This window comes from Saccharibacillus sp. O23, from assembly GCF_002205895.1.
GTDB lineage: Bacteria > Bacillota > Bacilli > Paenibacillales > Paenibacillaceae > Saccharibacillus.
This window is the reverse complement of the sequence record NZ_NJDE01000007.1, coordinates 127051-142513: the sequence shown is the minus strand read 5'-3', so window position 1 is coordinate 142513 and position 15463 is coordinate 127051. Positions and strand designations below refer to the sequence as shown.

General features: G+C 55.1%; 14 protein-coding genes. 4 read left to right on the top strand and 10 right to left on the bottom strand.

Features of this window, described 5'->3' with window-relative positions:
* Nucleotides 1–171: 171 nt before the first annotated feature.
* Genes CDO73_RS09290 through CDO73_RS09275 form a run of 4 tightly spaced genes read right to left on the bottom strand, consistent with a single transcriptional unit; the run spans nucleotide 172 to nucleotide 3656 of the window.
* Nucleotides 172–1341 carry a hypothetical protein gene (locus tag CDO73_RS09290; protein ID WP_143536103.1) on the bottom strand — a complete coding sequence of 390 codons (1170 nt, stop codon included), beginning with the start codon at nucleotides 1339–1341 and terminating at the stop codon, nucleotides 172–174.
* Nucleotides 1338–1685 (bottom strand): DUF4064 domain-containing protein, encoded by a 348-nt coding sequence (locus tag CDO73_RS09285; RefSeq protein ID WP_088488244.1) that lies wholly within the window; start codon nucleotides 1683–1685, stop codon nucleotides 1338–1340. The genes CDO73_RS09290 and CDO73_RS09285 overlap by 4 nt, the downstream gene beginning before the upstream one ends.
* Before the next feature lie 36 nt (nucleotides 1686–1721).
* Entirely contained in the window at nucleotides 1722–3236 is a 1515-nt protein-coding gene (locus tag CDO73_RS09280; RefSeq protein ID WP_088488243.1) for an Ig-like domain-containing protein, read from the bottom strand.
* A gap of 39 nt (nucleotides 3237–3275) precedes the next feature.
* Nucleotides 3276–3656 carry a helix-turn-helix domain-containing protein gene (locus CDO73_RS09275; RefSeq protein WP_256972629.1) on the bottom strand — a complete coding sequence of 127 codons (381 nt, stop codon included), beginning with the start codon at nucleotides 3654–3656 and terminating at the stop codon, nucleotides 3276–3278.
* 353 nt (nucleotides 3657–4009) lie between these two features.
* On the opposite strand from CDO73_RS09275, the gene CDO73_RS09270 reads away from it, so the two are divergent.
* Together CDO73_RS09270 and CDO73_RS09265 are read left to right on the top strand one after the other, a co-directional pair.
* Nucleotides 4010–5566: a hypothetical protein gene (locus tag CDO73_RS09270; RefSeq protein ID WP_088488241.1), complete on the top strand. Its 1557-nt coding sequence runs from the start codon at nucleotides 4010–4012 to the stop codon at nucleotides 5564–5566.
* Nucleotides 5567–5631: 65 nt separating this feature from the next.
* Nucleotides 5632–6285, top strand: coding sequence for a hypothetical protein (locus CDO73_RS09265; RefSeq protein ID WP_088488240.1), 654 nt, complete (start codon nucleotides 5632–5634; stop codon nucleotides 6283–6285).
* A 90-nt stretch (nucleotides 6286–6375) separates the two neighbouring features.
* On the opposite strand, the gene CDO73_RS09260 is transcribed toward CDO73_RS09265, so the two are convergent.
* Nucleotides 6376–7272 carry an SDR family oxidoreductase gene (locus tag CDO73_RS09260; RefSeq protein ID WP_088488239.1) on the bottom strand — a complete coding sequence of 299 codons (897 nt, stop codon included), beginning with the start codon at nucleotides 7270–7272 and terminating at the stop codon, nucleotides 6376–6378.
* A 231-nt stretch (nucleotides 7273–7503) separates the two neighbouring features.
* Here CDO73_RS09260 and CDO73_RS09255 point away from each other — a divergent pair, with 231 nt between their 5' ends.
* A complete protein-coding gene (locus CDO73_RS09255; RefSeq protein WP_088488238.1) occupies nucleotides 7504–8031 on the top strand; it encodes a pyridoxamine 5'-phosphate oxidase family protein in 528 nt (175 codons plus the stop codon).
* A 104-nt stretch (nucleotides 8032–8135) separates the two neighbouring features.
* Here the strand turns inward: CDO73_RS09255 and CDO73_RS09250 are convergent, their stop codons facing one another.
* The 3 genes from CDO73_RS09250 to CDO73_RS09235 form a co-directional block, all read right to left on the bottom strand.
* Nucleotides 8136–9800, bottom strand: a complete 1665-nt coding sequence (locus CDO73_RS09250; RefSeq protein WP_088488237.1) for a sensor domain-containing phosphodiesterase — start codon at nucleotides 9798–9800, stop codon at nucleotides 8136–8138.
* Between the two features lie 290 nt (nucleotides 9801–10090).
* Nucleotides 10091–10651, bottom strand: a complete 561-nt coding sequence (locus CDO73_RS09245; RefSeq protein WP_088488236.1) for a GNAT family N-acetyltransferase — start codon at nucleotides 10649–10651, stop codon at nucleotides 10091–10093.
* A 204-nt stretch (nucleotides 10652–10855) separates the two neighbouring features.
* Nucleotides 10856–11743, bottom strand: a complete 888-nt coding sequence (locus CDO73_RS09235) for a fructose bisphosphate aldolase (protein WP_088488234.1) — start codon at nucleotides 11741–11743, stop codon at nucleotides 10856–10858.
* A 98-nt stretch (nucleotides 11744–11841) separates the two neighbouring features.
* On the opposite strand from CDO73_RS09235, the gene CDO73_RS09230 reads away from it, so the two are divergent.
* Nucleotides 11842–12834, top strand: a complete 993-nt coding sequence (locus CDO73_RS09230; protein ID WP_179218646.1) for a DUF4003 family protein — start codon at nucleotides 11842–11844, stop codon at nucleotides 12832–12834.
* Nucleotides 12835–12984: 150 nt separating this feature from the next.
* On the opposite strand, the gene CDO73_RS09225 is transcribed toward CDO73_RS09230, so the two are convergent.
* The gene (locus CDO73_RS09225) at nucleotides 12985–13695 is read right to left on the bottom strand and encodes a hypothetical protein (protein WP_088488232.1); all 711 of its coding nucleotides are present in this window, start codon (nucleotides 13693–13695) and stop codon (nucleotides 12985–12987) included.
* A complete protein-coding gene (locus CDO73_RS09220; protein ID WP_088488231.1) occupies nucleotides 13685–15325 on the bottom strand; it encodes a glycosyltransferase family protein in 1641 nt (546 codons plus the stop codon). Before CDO73_RS09220 ends, CDO73_RS09225 begins: the two co-directional genes overlap by 11 nt.
* Nucleotides 15326–15463 lie beyond the last annotated feature (138 nt).

Genomic DNA, 15463 nt, shown 5'->3' with positions numbered 1-15463 from the left:
CGGGTAGATATGCGTCCCGCTTCCTCCGCAAGCATAACAATCGTCATCGGCCACATGTTTGCCCATACCGCCCGTGCAATCGCACTCCACTTTGCCTTTCCCATCACAGTATCCGCACTTTTCTTTGAACATCATTTTTACTCCTCCTCGTTATGACTTACATTGTTATTCTCACTGGTCTACAAACCCCATCCCGTCATACACATACTCATCAACCAACCCCTGCGACCCATACGGCAGTTCGATCCGGTCTCCGTTCAACTGCAATCCCGACTGGCCTTCTCCGTACCAAGCCAAGCTAAGCGGCGGAGCGTCATATTCGCTGAACGTATAGTCGTAGTTGTACACCCACACATAGGTCTCAAGCATCCCGTCGCTGGCTGCAAGTACGACTTCGGGAACTCCGTCACCGGCGAAGTCGTGTTTGGTTACGAATAGGCTGAACCCTTCTTTCAGATCGCCGAAGTCGTCGAACGGGCTGAAGTTTGCATCGGCGACCTCCACGGGCAGATTCCAACCTTGCTTCATCGTGTCGCTGAATACGATCGTCTTGACTCCGTTCGGCGTATCCTGCCCGATGATTACGTTGAGCGGCTCGCCATCCAGCACAATCGAAAGCGCAAGATCGGTTTCTCCGGCGTTCCATCGTTCAAAATCGTTCAGGTCGGTCGATTCGCCTGACTGCGAGATTTCGCTTTCAGGAGTTTCGCCCGTAGGCGCGGCATCGGCAGCATTCGATCGGGCCGGTGTCGTTTCCGAGGCTGCGTTCTCCGCTTTGACGGAAGCAGCCTCTACATCCTCGTTCGCCTGAGCTGCAGAAGCAGTAGGCGCATGATCCGCATCATAACTCTCGTACACCTTATCCATCAGCGCGCCTAACACTAGCGCCGACTGATCAATATCGTTGTACGATCCGGCTCCCATCTCGAACGTATCGTCTTCATGCAAAATGAACTGGATACGCGCTTTGGCCGACTTTTCGTTGTACATGAAATAACCTGTAAATTCGACGACATCATGGGTTTCTTCCGTCTCGTCGTCCGTGCCGGAGAAGTAATGCCAGGTCGGTCCGTCGAAAAAGGCCTCCATCGCTTCGCCGAGCGTCACGTCAGAACGGCCGTTCATCGTTCCGTTCTTAACAGACAAAACGCGCTCGTCATTCATATCTGCCAGATTGTTCAATTGGTCGGAGGCGGTCTGCATCGCTTGATCTGCATCGTGGCGCATATCAGCATCCGTAGATGCGGACGAACATCCTGCTGCAAGTACGATTCCGAATGCCAACATTCCGGTTTGAAAAGCTCGCTTCATTTTTCCGGTCACCTTTCCGCTGCCGTTCAAGGCAGGGGCGCCGCTGCTGGCGCGTCCTTGATTTTCTTTTTCGAGAAGATGCCCATGAACCCGGCCACCGCCAGAAGTACGCCGGACAAAATGTAGAACATCGAGATGCTGATGACGCCGGCGATCGCGCTGATCAGCATCAGCCAGCCCGCCAACTTCGGCTTGCTTTTGGAAAATGCCGATCCGACAATTCCCAAGATACTGAACAGAAGCGCAGAAATCGCGAGCCCACTAATTTCCGAAGTTCCCGTTTCCGAAAACGCCGCATCCAGCCCTCCGATCATCATGGCGACGATTGCCGCGATAATTCCGAAAATGCCTCCGACCAATCCCATTGCGAACATATTGTTTGCCCCTCTCTTATGTGTGCTTAAGTCTAACTACTCGATATAAAGACCGTTCAAGTTCCAGCAAATCGTATCGTACGTCTCGTTCGATCCGTAAGCGTATCGGCTATAGCCGACAACCAGTTTGCGGCCGTCCGGGCTGAAAGTCAGCGACACCGGCTGATCCGTACTCTTGTCCATCCGCTGCGCTTTTTGGGTTTCTTTTGTGGCGTACGAACGTACTTTTTTCAACGTCTCAATCTCGTAGACATCCACGTCGCCGTTCTCGTTCGTGACTGCCAACCAACCGCCGCTGCCTAACGCAAAGCCTTCGAATTCCCCCGGCAATTCATGAACTACCGTAAAATTTTGCGTATCCAGAACTACGAGTCCTTCGCGATTATGGATAACCAGATAACGAGAATCGGGAGTGAATGCTGCCGGACCGTATTCGGTCGTGCTGCCGATCGTCCGCCCGCTGTTCAAATCATAGATCCGGGACTCCCCCGAGTAACCGTATGCGCCAAGAACCGCCAACATCTGTCCGTTCGGACTCAGAGCCAACGTCGTATCCCATGCCGTGTCAATATCGTCCGGGGCCGCTTGCCCGATCACTTCGCCGTTCTGCATGTCCAGATCGAAGACGCCTTTATGGCTGTATTGGAAATAAAAATGCCGACCGTCGGGACTAAACGCATATCGGGAGTCCGTATAAAATTTCCGGGCTTCTTCCGGCATTTCGAATTGGCGCTGCAGCCGGAAAGCCGAATCGTAGACGAACATGCTTTCCCGATCTCGATCTTCATTGTTCCAACTGTACAGCTGATTGCCGACAAACATCAGATCGCTATCCGTTTGTTTCATCGTTCGGCCGTCCTGCGCGTTCAGTATCCGATCGTTCAAAGCCAGATATTTGCCGTCCGCACTCCAGCTCGGGCGTTCGAATCTGACGTTTCCTGTGGTGGCCTTCCATTCGATGTCTGTAACTTCGATGGTTGTCTTCGCCGTTTTTTCCTCGGCTCGGATCGAAATGTCGGTCTTCCCTTCCTTCAACGCCGTAACGTTACCTGCCGCGTCCACATATAAGATCGTGGGATCTTCGACTTTGTAAGATACGGAAGGCACGGGAAGCGATGCATGGTCCATCACGATCCGCGGAGTCAGCTTCGTTTGTTCGCCGACCGTGATTTTAGACTTAGCCGCGGCGAGTCCGATCTCTCTGACTTTGGACTTCACGTTGACTAAGAGCTGAACAGATCGACCGCCGGCCGTCACTTCGATGTTCGTCTTGCCTGCGCCGTTCGCGGTGACCACGCCGGCAGGGCTGACTGCGGCGATTGCGTTGTTGCCGGACTTGTATCCTATTTTTACGTTTTTTGTCTCTGAAGAAGCCTTGATTTGCGGCTTAAGTTGGAAGGTGCTTTTGACGTAAAAAGGATTCGGAGGACCCGACACGCTGATCCCGTAAACTTTGATTGGTGCTGCATTTGCTGATAAAGTCGCCGTTCCTTCCAACAAGATGAATACTACCAACGCGCTCATGACCGTCCTTTTCCATATCGCTCTCATCTGCTTCTCCTATCATTCCTGAATTTGCTTGTACGTCATCTAATCTCTCGACTCCGACAATTCGCGTATAGCCCGGAAGACCCGTTCGTACAATCGCTGCTGCCTCGGCGTCATGAGCCTTAATTCATCCGCGATACGCTCCGGAATATCCTCGGAAACAGCCGCATGGCTCGGCGTCGAAAATTCCGATTCCTTTTCTCCGCTAAGCAGTTCGCCCTCGCTCACGTTCAGCGCCTGCGCGATCTTGGCGATAATGGCGATGCCCGGTGAATGTCTTTCTCCGCGTTCGATCTGTCCGAGGTACGAAGTGTCGATCTCAGCTTTTTCTGCCAATTTCTCCTGCGTCATATGCCGTTCTTTTCTGAGTTTGCGTATTTTCGCTCCCAAACGTGTGTCTTTAGAACCGTAAATCCCCCTCACCGCCTACTTTACTTTGTGTCTTTACTCATCATAGAATAAGAAGGAAATTTTACCCACGGACGAAATCCTCTGCCAGCCATGACGATCGTCACTATTCACGCTCCTTTCCGGCTTGATTGGAGCTTACCACCACGATTTTGGGGTTCTCGAAAAAAAGATCGAAATTTCGCAAGAAGGCTGTCGAAGTCTGAAAAGGCGATTTTGCGCGGAAGAGGACTCTCTGCTTGTCATCAAAGACACACAATAGACACATTTAGAAAACAGTCATTCTCTATCCTTTTCAAAAAAGACACCGTTTGTTCACATTTATTGCTCTACATAACCTCTATCTTCTAAAAAGGAGCTTTATCACAATGGGAAGAAGCCGAGCCTTACATAAGTTCATGATCGATACCTGCGATTTTCAATTCGAATTTATTGAGCTGTACCGGGAATGGAGTCTGCAAGCGATTCTTAGAGCGGTCGATACCGGCCAGCCGATGCGGGATGCTTGTCTGTATCTGGGGTTGGACGCAGAATTGATCGAAGAAGCCGTAAAATTCCATGCGCTGCGTCAGTTATACGAAGAGCAGTCTCATTTTTCTGTACGGGAGATCGAGCTGCTGAATCAATATGCGGATCATACGATTCTGGGGCATGAACTTCGAGAGCTGTTGGAAGAACATCTATTCATGGACCCGCGCGCTTGGTTGGATACATTCGAGAATTCGATTCTGTATTTGAACGATCAGGGGATCGGCGCAGGCGGTGCTCCGTCTTCCTCCGAACTGAGTGAACAACAGAAAGAAGACGCGATAAAGCGTCTCTGCTCGAAGCCGATGCCGCTCGAATTCGATGTCGGCCCCTCTACGCCTGAACGGGATGCCGGACTGTTCGAGACTTGGAGCGAGAAAGGTCGCCGTCACGGCGCAGGTTTTCGCTTCTTCGAACGCTTTGTGCGCCAAGACTGGCTGTTGCATCCGCATCATCAAGATGTCGCAAAAGACAACCGACGGATGCGGCTGCGCGAACAACATGCGTATTTCCGAACGGTCCTCGGCGACCTTGCGGGCAGTCAGAACATCGAGCGCGATCTGGAACTCTACGAAACGAAGTGGCATACGTATTATCTGGAGTGCGCGGCCGCAGGCATTTCGCAAGTCGCGGCAGCTTATGCGGAAGAACATGGAGACGACGAAGATTACGATCCGGCGGCGGATAAACGCAAATGGTCAGCTATCGCAAAGATCGCTTCGCTATTCACGTTGGTCAAAAGCCATCCTGTTCGCATTCTGCTGTTGGACAATCTGCTTCAGGACGTGCCGTTCAACTTCGAGGAAGCCGCGGATCTGGAAGGCCTCGAATACAGCGACTACAAGATGCATTTTCTCGAACCCGATACGGTCAAAGAAGATCGTCCCGCGCTTTATATGATCATCCTCTTCATCGCGGAATTCGCTTTGCGTCCTTATCTGCGCGATAGACTCAGCGAAGCCTGCTTGTATTTCGGCGACAAGGCGATCGAAGCGAATCAAGAAGTCGAAGAAGGTGACGAAGAAGAGCTGATCGCGTTGAAGCGACGACTAATCCCGCTCCTGCTGCTGCGCGATCTGTACGCGGAAGAGATTCAAGACATATGGAATGCGGACCCTATCGAAGCAGAGTCGGGCGTTTCGGCCGCCGATTCCGAAGCCGTGTTTCTGGAGTTGTACAAATGGACGTACAAGCTCAACAAAACGCATGAACGGGGCCAATTATTCGGCTCGGCTACGCGGGAATTTTTATCCTACGGACGGCACCGCATCATCAACACAGCAGCCGGCCTTGTCAATGTCGTGGAACCGTTCGAACAAGCTTTCAAGACTTTCGTAGGCATCAAGCCGAAAGATCTGGACGTCGAGGATATCGAGAAATTGATTGAACTTTTATAAAGAAAAGCGCAAAACGCGTCTATGTTTAATTAAAGAACACTCCCTACACAAAGGAGAAAACTCTTATGCGCATGACCTGCGACGGCTTGGCTTCGATGGGATATATTTATCTCATGCCGCCTGCTGCTCATCCCGTTATAGATACTCTTCCTAACGATATTATCGAACTCGTGCCGGAAGAAAAACTGCATATCCCGTATATCTCCGCTCCCGACGAAGATCCGGCCCCGAAGCTGGATCGCATGCGAGTCGCGGAGCTTACTTACCGCGAAGACTTCGGCAAAGGTTACGATACGCCTTACGGCAACGATATGGACAAGAACGGCTATATCATCGGGATCGAGTCGGATCTGACGTCGCAGCGTTTGGCCGAACTGCTGAATGCTAAGGCTTTTCAAGTTATCGATATGCATTGGAGAGGGCGGGATTATCACCTGCTGACGCTCGATACCGCGGAAAAAGTATTCGACGAACGCAATACGCTGTACCGGATGTCGGACCTTGAAGACGTGTTCGTGATCGTGAACTTCGGCAAACCGAAAATCGTCATGAACGAGCAAAACGTCGTGCTGGATACGGATGATCTTCCGCTTATCGAATTCCGCGGATTTTTATCTTCGCGCGACGATCTGTACCCGCTCGATTTTCTGCTGAAATCCGATTTCAGATTAAGTCTGAAGCCTCCGGACCCGGAGATTATCAAAAAGATTCTTGGATAAAATGCTTATGCTTTCGCGAAAAGCAAAAAGGCTTCCCCGTTCGGGGAAGCCTTTTGGTATCCGTTCGCTATTTTCGTTATTCGGCGAGACTTACGGCGACACCGTGCCGCCGTTCGCGTTCAGCGTCTCGCCGCTGACGTAGCTCGACTCTTGGCTTGCCAAGAAGACGTAAGCCGGAGCCATCTCGACCGGTTGTCCCGGACGGCCGAGCGGCGTTTGTTCGCCGAATTCCGGCAGTTTCTCCGGAGGCTGTCCGCCGGCTACTTGCAGCGGCGTCCAGACCGGTCCCGGCGCGACCACGTTCACGCGGATGCCTTTTTCGGCGACCTGCTGCGCCAACGCTTTGCTGAACGTGTTGATCGCCGCTTTGGTCGTCGCGTAATCGAGCAGGATCGGAGACGGACTGTACGCTTGGATCGACGAAGTATTGATGATCGATCCGCCCGGAGGCATATGTTTGATCGCCGCTTTGCACAGCCAGAACATCGCGTAGACGTTCGTCTTGAACGTCTCGTCGAACTGCTCGGTCGTGATCTCGTCGATGCTCTCGCGGAACTGCTGCTTGCCCGCCACGATCGCCAGAATGTCGATGCCGCCGAGTTCCTCGACCGCTTTTTCGATCAGCTGCACGCAGTACTGCTCTTCTTTCACGTCGCCGGGGAACGCGACCGCTTTGCGGCCTTCGGCTTCGACCAGTTTCACGACTTCTTGCGCGTCCGCTTCTTCTTCCGGCATGTACGACAGCACGACGTCGGCGCCTTCTCTGGCGTAAGCGATCGCCGCCGCGCGGCCGATGCCGCTGTCCGCTCCGGTCACGACGGCTTTGCGTCCGACCAGCCGCTCTTTGCCGATATACGTCTTTTCGCCCGAATCGGGAATCGGCGTCATCTCTTTCTGAAGTCCGGGACCTTCCTGCTGCTGTTCGTATTCCGGTCCGGCCTGCGGATACTGCTTGGTAGGGTCCTGCATGGTGTAGAAGTCGCTCATGATGAATGCCTCCTCGAATATCGAAATGGTCGTTTTCCGTGATGAACTCGTTTCTTATGTAACCGCGAGAATCGCGATTTAAACGAAGAGATTCCGGGTATCGCGGACACTTTTCGCCGAATCGACAACAATTCCTCGGAATCGGCGCTTCTCGGCTTTACGGCGTTTATCCGCGCGGCCGGACGTTTACATGGATAACAAACGCCTATTACGGAAAAGGAGCGATTCATCATGTCCCATTCGAACGCACATGCTTTGACTTCCGATCCGCAAGCCGTCGAGACCGTCCGCGATCTGATCAAAGACGTGGAAACCGCGATGCTCACCACCGTTTCCGAGAACGGTCTGGTCTCGCGTCCGATGAAGACCCAGCATATCGAGTTCGACGGCGATCTCTGGTTCCTGACGAAAAAAGATACCGCCAAATACGACGAGCTGCTGAAAGACCCGCGCGTCAATGTGGCTTATGCCGGCAAATCCTACGTTTCGGTCAGCGGAACGGCGGAGTTCGTCGAAGACGACGCGCGCAAGAAAGTACTGTGGAACAAGCTGTACGAGAAAATTCTCGATACGCCTTACGACGATCCGAATCTCGTGCTGATCCGCGTTCATGCGGAAACGGCCGAATATTGGGAAAGCGGCAGCGCGGTCAAGATGATCACCCACCTGCTCAAAAAAGCCGTCGGCAAAGGCTCCGATCCGAAATCCGAGCCGGGCCTCAACGAAACGGTCGATCTGGAATCGGCCCCTAAGCGCTGATCGAACCGCATCCGAAACATGCAAAAAAGGGACTCCCGCTTCGCGCGGGAATCCCTTTTGCTGTCTATGAAAACGAAACGCGTTCAAGTACGTACGCAGGCTTGTTAAGCGATGACGGCCAGCGGCTGAGGCCGCGAGAAGTAATAGCCCTGCATCTGAAGGCAGCCGAGCGACGACAGCAGTTCCCGCTGTTCGGAAGTCTCGATGCCTTCCGCGACGACGGAAATCTCCAGCTCGCTCGCCATCTCCACGATGCCGCGAATCATGGCCCGGCTCATGCGCGCGTTCTCCGCGTTCTGGGTCAATCTGCGATCGATCTTCAGCGTGGCGATCGGAAGTTCTTGCAGCAGAGCCACGCCCGAAGACGAGCCGCTGCCCATATCGTCGAGCGAGAACGTGACGCCCCACTCGATCAGCTTCTCGAGCTGCGGCCTAATATGCGAAGCATCCAGTCTCTGCGTCGTCTCGCTCAATTCGATCTCGATCTTGTTCGGCGAGCAGCCCGTTTCCAGAAACACCTCCGCCGCACGCTCCACGAAATAAGGATCGCGAAGAGACTTGACCGTGATATTGACATGAATGCGGTTCTGCGGCCGGAGCACGCGTTCCGCCAAGCAGGCTTCGCGCAGTACCCACAGGTCGACCTGCTCGATCAGGCCGGCTTCCTCGGCGGCTTCGATCGCTTCGACCGGAGACACGGCGCCGCGGTTCGGATGATTCCAGCGCAGCAGCGCTTCGTAAGACAACGCCAAGCCCGTCGACGCGTCGACGATCGGCTGAAAGTGCAGATTCAGCTCTTCTTCTTGAAGCGCGTGCCGGATATCGAGCTCGGCCTGCTGATCTTCGATTTCGAAGATGCTTACGCCGGCTTTGCCGCCTTTCTTGATCCGGTACATGGCCGTATCCGCCCGTTCGATATATTCCCGAAGCGAATCCGCTTCGAGACAGACGCCGATCGAGAGGGTCAGCGGCTCTTCCTGATCCGCGAAAGACATCGCTTCGCCTTCGAACGCCGTAACAAGACGGTCGACCGCCTCCTGCACCTGCTCCACCTCGTTGGTCGGAAGGACTACTACGAATTCGTCTCCGCCGTAACGGCAGAGCAGCCAATCGGCGTCCGCCGCTTGACGAATAGCGCTTGCGAGAGCCTTCAACACCTGATCGCCGGTCGAATGGCCGTATCCGTCATTGACTCCCTTAAAATTGTCGAGATCCATGAAGATGACCGCTTTCGGCGAGTCGGCCAATTCCCGCTCGTAGAAAGACTCGAGCGCGCCGTAGCGAAGAAAGCCGGTCAGATCGTCGAAATAATTCGTTTCTTCCAGATGAATCAAGTCCGCGATCACCGAAGCGACATGCGTCAAACGTTCGGCATCCTGCTCCGTGTAGGGATGTTCGCGGTCCAGCGAGCAGATCGTGCCGTACAGTTCCCCGTTTTTCAGCCGGACGGGGACGCCGAGGAAACGGGTCCTGCCCAATTCCAGGGTAATCGGCATTTCTTTGGTCAAAGGCGACAGCGTCGTATCTTCGATGATGACCGGACTTTCGGTTCGGCCGACCAAACTGCAATATGATAACGTATAAGGCAGAACGCTTCCCTCGCGAACCATCTCTTCTTCCGAATTCCAGGCGCTTAGAATCTTGTTCTGCTTGCCGTTGTTGTAAGCCATGAAAAAAGTGTTGGCGTCGATGACGGAGCGCAAAAGCGAGAACAGGGTTCGGGAGGTGAGACGAATCAAATCTTCCCGCTGTTCTTTCATCGGTTTCATTGGAATCCTCCATAGGTCTTAAGTTTTATAGTTTTTAGGCACATAAGATCATTATAGACAATAAGCAAGCAGGCGTCACATGCCGTTTATTCAGAAATTCTCGCTTTTTCCGCCGATTATGCTCTTTTTCCATGACTTTCGCTTTAATTGCGCAGAAATTAAATTTTTCTGAATTCAATTGCATCAAATATGTCAAGCTAAGCAAAGGCGCATCGCAAAAAGGAGCGGGGTTAGCCCGCTCCTTGCCATTCTTCTTATTTACGTGCCTGAAGAGCACCATTTCCGCCGCTTCAGCGTTTTTCCGGGGCGTACTCTTCGCTCAGAATCGAATAATAAGCGCTGTCCACCAGTTTGCCTCGGGACAGTTGATCCCGGCGGCGAGTGCCTTCGTAAGTCATCCCCAACCGAAGCATCAGACGTCCGGAAGCTTCGTTCGCCGTTTCGTGGGCCGCATGCACGCGCTGCAATCCCAGCTTGACGAACGCCAGGTCCAAGATCAGCCTGCCGGCTTCGCTCATGTATCCTTTGCCCCAATAATGCCGGCTCAACGTGAATCCGAGTTCGCCGCTGCGCGTCGCTTCGTCTACGCGGAATTCGATCGTGCCGATCAATTTGCCTCCGTCGTTCAAGACCACCGCGTATTTGCCGATCGGCTCGCGCATGTAATATCCCGCGATTAATCGCTCGGTCTGTTCCGAATTTTTGGGCTCGGCAAAAATATAACGCGTCGTTTCTTCGTCGGACGCGTATTCCGTCATATCCGCGGCGTCTTCGAGCGAAATAGGCCGCAGCGAGATGCGTTCTCCGTTCAGATGCCGATGTTCGGCTAAGATTACGGATAAAGGTTTCATGGCGTCACTCTCCTCGGTGAATCGTTCTTCGTCCGAATGCGGACGCGACTCCATCATAATCGAACGGCAGCGGACGCTCAATCTTTTTCGGCGTTCCCGATTCATGCGCCGCACGCCGAAAAGCCGGATTCGCTCCGCCGAAACGACGGGAATCCGGCTTGCTATTCTACCGATCGGCGAGCTTGCGCTTCCCGGCTTCGTCCGTCAGGCAATCGACGCCTCGTAGATCGAAGCGATCGAGCGCGCCAGCGTCGCATCGAACTCTTCTTCCGTCTGTCCGAAGCTTAATCCTTCCGCGAGCGCGCGCGAGAAACTGGCGATCAGTCCCGGATTGCGGGCCAGACGCTCGTTGGCTTCGTCGCGCGAGTAACCGCCCGACAGCGCCACGACGCGCACGACATGCGGATCGCTCATCAAGTCGCTATAAAAACCGTCCTCGGCGGGAATCGACAGTTTCAGCATGACGGACACGTCTTCGTCCAGCCCGGCCAGATGCGCTTGCAGTTCTTTTTTGAGCATCCGTTCCGATTCCGCCCGGTCTTCGCTATGAATATCGACTTCGGGTTCGATGATCGGCACCAGTCCCGCTTTCGCGATCCGCAGCGCGAGTTCGAACTGCTGATCCACGACCTGCTTGATGCCTTCGGGATTCACTTCGTGAATGACCGAACGCATCTTGGTGCCGAAGATCCGTTTGTCGACCGCCCGCTTGAGCAGATCGTCCAGATCCGGAATCGGCTTCATGAGCTGCACGCCGCCGCGAAGCTCGTCCAATCCTTTGTCCACTTTCAGAAAAGGAACGACGCCTTTGTTTTCCCAGAGATAATCCGCCGTCGGTTTGCCGTCGATCTCGCGGTCCATCGTGTTCTCGAACAAGATCGCGCCCAGAATCGATTTCGAATCGAACGCCGGACTCTGAATGATTCTCGTCCGCATCGTATGTACCGCCGCGTACATGCCTTCTTCGTCCGAATACGTATCTTCCGCGACGCCGTATTGCAGCAGCGCTTTGGGCGTGCTGCCGCCGCTCTGATCGAGCGCCGCGATGAATCCTTTGCCGGTCCGCATGACTTCCAATTGCTGTTCGTTCATTTCGATCTCTCCTTCCGAAACTTGTGCCGCTCTCGCGCAGTATGTTACATGTAGAAGCAAATTCGTACCCACTTTACCATTCCCCTGAGGAGGTCGCCATGAATCCAACCGATCTGCATCGACTTCAATTGCTCGCAGGCAACGCCCAAGCGCTCAAAAAAGAATTCGCCTGGCATAACGTCAGCGCTTCCCGCCTCGCCGCCCTGCTCTGGGCCGTCGAAGACCGGACAGCGGCTCCCGAGTCGATCCGCGGCATGTTCGACCGGATCAAGCAGTCCGCGAGCGCGTTCTCTTCTTTTCGCGGATTGTTGTCGGTTGCCTTGTCCGCCGTATTATCGCTCCGGGAGGATCCGGAAGGACGTCTGAACGAAACGATGGACATCTATGAACAAATGAGAGACTTGAAGTTCAAATCTTCCGATTATCTGGTGTTCGCCGCGTTCGAGATCGCCGAGAACGCCGAACCGGCAAGACGCGCCGAAGCGATCGAACGTACGCGAATGTTCTACGAAGGCATGAAAGCCAACCACCGCTTCCTGACTTCGCAGGACGATTATATCTTCTCCGCCCTTCTCGGTTTGTCGGAACTGCCGACGGAATCGACGCTCAAGCGCATGGAGCAGTTCTATGCCGAATTGAAACCGGAGTTCCGCGCGGGCAACGGGCTTCAAGCATTGACGCACGTGCTGGTCTTGGGCGAAGCGGATGCCGGAACGATTCCTCGTATGATGGAACTTCGCGATCGCCTAAAAGAACGCAAGCTTCGCATGGACAAAGACTTCACGCTGCCTTCGCTCGGCCTGCTCGCCCTGCTGCCGACCGACACGCGAGTCATCGTCGACGACATCGAACAAGGCTTCTCCTATCTGCGCGAACAGAAAGGCTTCGGCAGATGGTCGATCACCGAGCAAGAACTGCTGCTGCTCGTATCGGGCGTCGTGATCTCGCGCAGCGTCGGGCAGATTCGCGAAAGCGTCGCTTCTCCGGCGGTCTCTAATATGCTGATGAGCCTCGTCGCCGCCCAGCAGGCCGTCATGATCGCGACCATCGTAGCGATGACTGCGGCAAGCGCGGCCGCTTCGTCGTCCTGAACCGAACCGGCTTTTCGCCGGCTCCGCCCGCGAAGGATCCCGACGGGACGGAGCGAGTGCTTTTACGAGAAAAAAGACCGCTTCCGGTACGCCGGGAGCGGTCTTTCGTTAGGCTCGCCAATCTTCCAGCGGCGCGCGAACGGCATGGGATCATTCGCCCGCTGCCCGCAAAACGCGAATCCGGTCTACCGTCTTGCTGCCTTCTTTGTACCAGACCATCACGATCTGACCGGCTTTCAGATCGGAGACGGAACCGACCGCCGAAGCGTTCGGCGGAGCGTCGGCGGACGGCGCGCTTCTTGACGGTCCGCCGACGGCATTCGAGTCTCCCGACGCGCCGCCGCTCGGCGCTCCGTTCCCCGGCATGCCGCCCGACGGAGGACCGCCGAATTCCCCGCGTCCGGTTCCGTTTCGATTCTGTCCTTCGCCGGACCCCTGGGAAGAACCGGACGAGATCCGTACCTCGCTGCTCAGAGTCAGCGTTAACGACTCGCCCGTCGATATCCAGCCGCTCTGTCCGTCCGCGGCTCCTCCCGGCGAACGCGCGCCGTCGCCCGAAGCAGAGGCGCCCTGCTTCAACAAGTCCAGCTTGACGGTATTTTCGCCGACTTCCTCGATCCGGCCGATCACGTCGGCATCGAACGCTTCGTCGACGACGCCGTCGATCATTCCGCCCAAACCGCCGTCCGCGAAACTTCCCGGCATCCCCATCTGCGCGCCGCGTCCGCCCAACCCCGCGCCGTTATTGAACGCGGTCGTCGTCGAACTCGGAATATGCTGCGCCGTGATCGCGTCGCAGGCGGCCAGCAGCGCGGACAAACTGACCAGCGATAAGGCCGCCGCCGTTTTTTTATGCCTCATCGACCGATTCCTCCTTTCTGTTCAAGCCCAAGCGAATGCCGAACGAAGTCCGGGCCAGCAGCGATAACGTATCTTGCAGTCCCAGATAAGACAGCAGGATCAGCAGCGGATAGACCGGGTAGAGATACCGCGATTTGATCTCCCAGAGCAGATAGAACGCGACGAAGCCGAGCAGCACCAATACGAGTAGGACTTCGCCGTAACGCCGGGCGCGAATACCGGTCACCAACCGAACGCCGGCCAGCAGGTACATGAGCAGGCTGGAAGCGTACAACGCCCATAGCAGCGCCGAACGCGCCGGCGAATCGCCTTCGAACAGCTTCGTCAGCGGCGTCTCGTAGCTGTAGCTGCCGGCGATCGGCGTCATGCCCATGCGCTGCGCCGTCAGCGACTGTCCGTTGCCGATGCCGTAACGGTCGATCTGATACGTGCCTTCCGTCCAGACCCAGATCAGCTTCTTCCCATACATCTCCAGCAGTTCTCCGGCCGAAGCGTGCGTCAGTTTCTCCCGAATCGAAGCTTTGTACAGCTCCGAGCTGACCGCTTTGTTATACTGCGCTTCTCGCTGGTAGATCCGGTAGCTCTGCATATTGTCCCAGAACCCGAAGCGTTCCAGATTGATGCCCATATTGAGCCACATATAGACCGGCGCGGAATTCCGGCCCGCCGGTTCCTGCGTTTTGCCGGCCGCTTGCAGCGCCGCGCTCTGCGTCCAAGACGGCACGTTGAACAGCACGCCGAGCACGATCAAAGCCAGCAGTCCGCGGCGCACCCCGAGCTTGCGGATGCCGAGCAGGATATAGATGAACGCGGCGATCAGCACGATCGCTCCGATCCCGCGGAAATAGTTGCCGAGCGCCAGCAGCACCGCGGCGTACGCGATAAAGCGCAGCGATTTCTCGCGCATGAAGCGAAGCACGAAATAGATCGCCGACGTCAGCAGCCCCGTGCCGATCACGTCGTTATAGATCAGGTTCGGCATGAGCAGCGACGGCACGTAGAAAGCGGCGAAGATCAGCACGCCGTAATCGTTTCCTATGGCCTTCTGCTCCGGGTTTCCGGCCTCTTCGTTTCTCGAAGCGCGCCCGGTCAGTTCCCGGTAGATCAGATAGATCATCCACGTCGTGAGCAGCGAGAAGAAGATATTGAAGATCTTGATCACCAGATAATTATCCGGGAAGATCGCCAGCAGCGTCTTCAGATACAGCACGGTCGAGAAGTTGAACGGGAACATATGCAGGTATCCGCCCGCGTTGAACGTCGAATAATCGTTCCGGTAGAGCATATCGAGCGCGAGCGACAGCACGGTCTGCGAATCGTCCGTAGGCAGGCGCGGCAGCAGGAAGACCAGCGCGAGCTGCACGAGAAACGACGCGCCCAGCACGATCGGCACGACGGCAGAAGCCCGGTAACGATTCAATCGCCGGCATAGCCGATAAGCTAGCAGCCCGGCGGCAGCCAGCACGATCAATAACATGATCAAGATCACGGGCTGCTGCGTTCTCAGAATCGGATTGTCGCCGTACGCGGCGTAATTGTATTCGGCCCGCACGAAAAGCGACGAGACGACGAACAAACCGAAGAAGAACGTCAGAATCAGATAAAATATTTTTTTCAGCGCTTGCGGCATGGTCCAGCTCCTTCACGGCAAAAGTCTCTTCGAACGGAAATCTTCCAGTCTGATTATCAGTATAGGGAACAAGCCTGAAAATAAGCTGAAAAGCCGACCGATTTCGAAGATTCGCGCGAAAAAAAGGCATGTTCGCCG

Bases quoted from the DNA above. Each gene is read 5' to 3' on its own strand.
- CDO73_RS09285 (WP_088488244.1), bottom strand. From the start codon at position 1,685: ATGTTCGCAATGGGATTGGTCGGAGGCATTTTCGGAATTATCGCGGCA.
- CDO73_RS09280 (WP_088488243.1), bottom strand. From the start codon at position 3,236: ATGAGAGCGATATGGAAAAGGACGGTCATGAGCGCGTTGGTAGTATTC.
- CDO73_RS09270 (WP_088488241.1), top strand. From the start codon at position 4,010: ATGGGAAGAAGCCGAGCCTTACATAAGTTCATGATCGATACCTGCGAT.
- CDO73_RS09265 (WP_088488240.1), top strand. From the start codon at position 5,632: ATGCGCATGACCTGCGACGGCTTGGCTTCGATGGGATATATTTATCTC.
- CDO73_RS09260 (WP_088488239.1), bottom strand. From the start codon at position 7,272: ATGAGCGACTTCTACACCATGCAGGACCCTACCAAGCAGTATCCGCAG.
- CDO73_RS09255 (WP_088488238.1), top strand. From the start codon at position 7,504: ATGTCCCATTCGAACGCACATGCTTTGACTTCCGATCCGCAAGCCGTC.
- CDO73_RS09250 (WP_088488237.1), bottom strand. From the start codon at position 9,800: ATGAAACCGATGAAAGAACAGCGGGAAGATTTGATTCGTCTCACCTCC.
- CDO73_RS09245 (WP_088488236.1), bottom strand. From the start codon at position 10,651: ATGAAACCTTTATCCGTAATCTTAGCCGAACATCGGCATCTGAACGGA.
- CDO73_RS09235 (WP_088488234.1), bottom strand. From the start codon at position 11,743: ATGAACGAACAGCAATTGGAAGTCATGCGGACCGGCAAAGGATTCATC.
- CDO73_RS09230 (WP_179218646.1), top strand. From the start codon at position 11,842: ATGAATCCAACCGATCTGCATCGACTTCAATTGCTCGCAGGCAACGCC.
- CDO73_RS09225 (WP_088488232.1), bottom strand. From the start codon at position 13,695: ATGAGGCATAAAAAAACGGCGGCGGCCTTATCGCTGGTCAGTTTGTCC.
- CDO73_RS09220 (WP_088488231.1), bottom strand. From the start codon at position 15,325: ATGCCGCAAGCGCTGAAAAAAATATTTTATCTGATTCTGACGTTCTTC.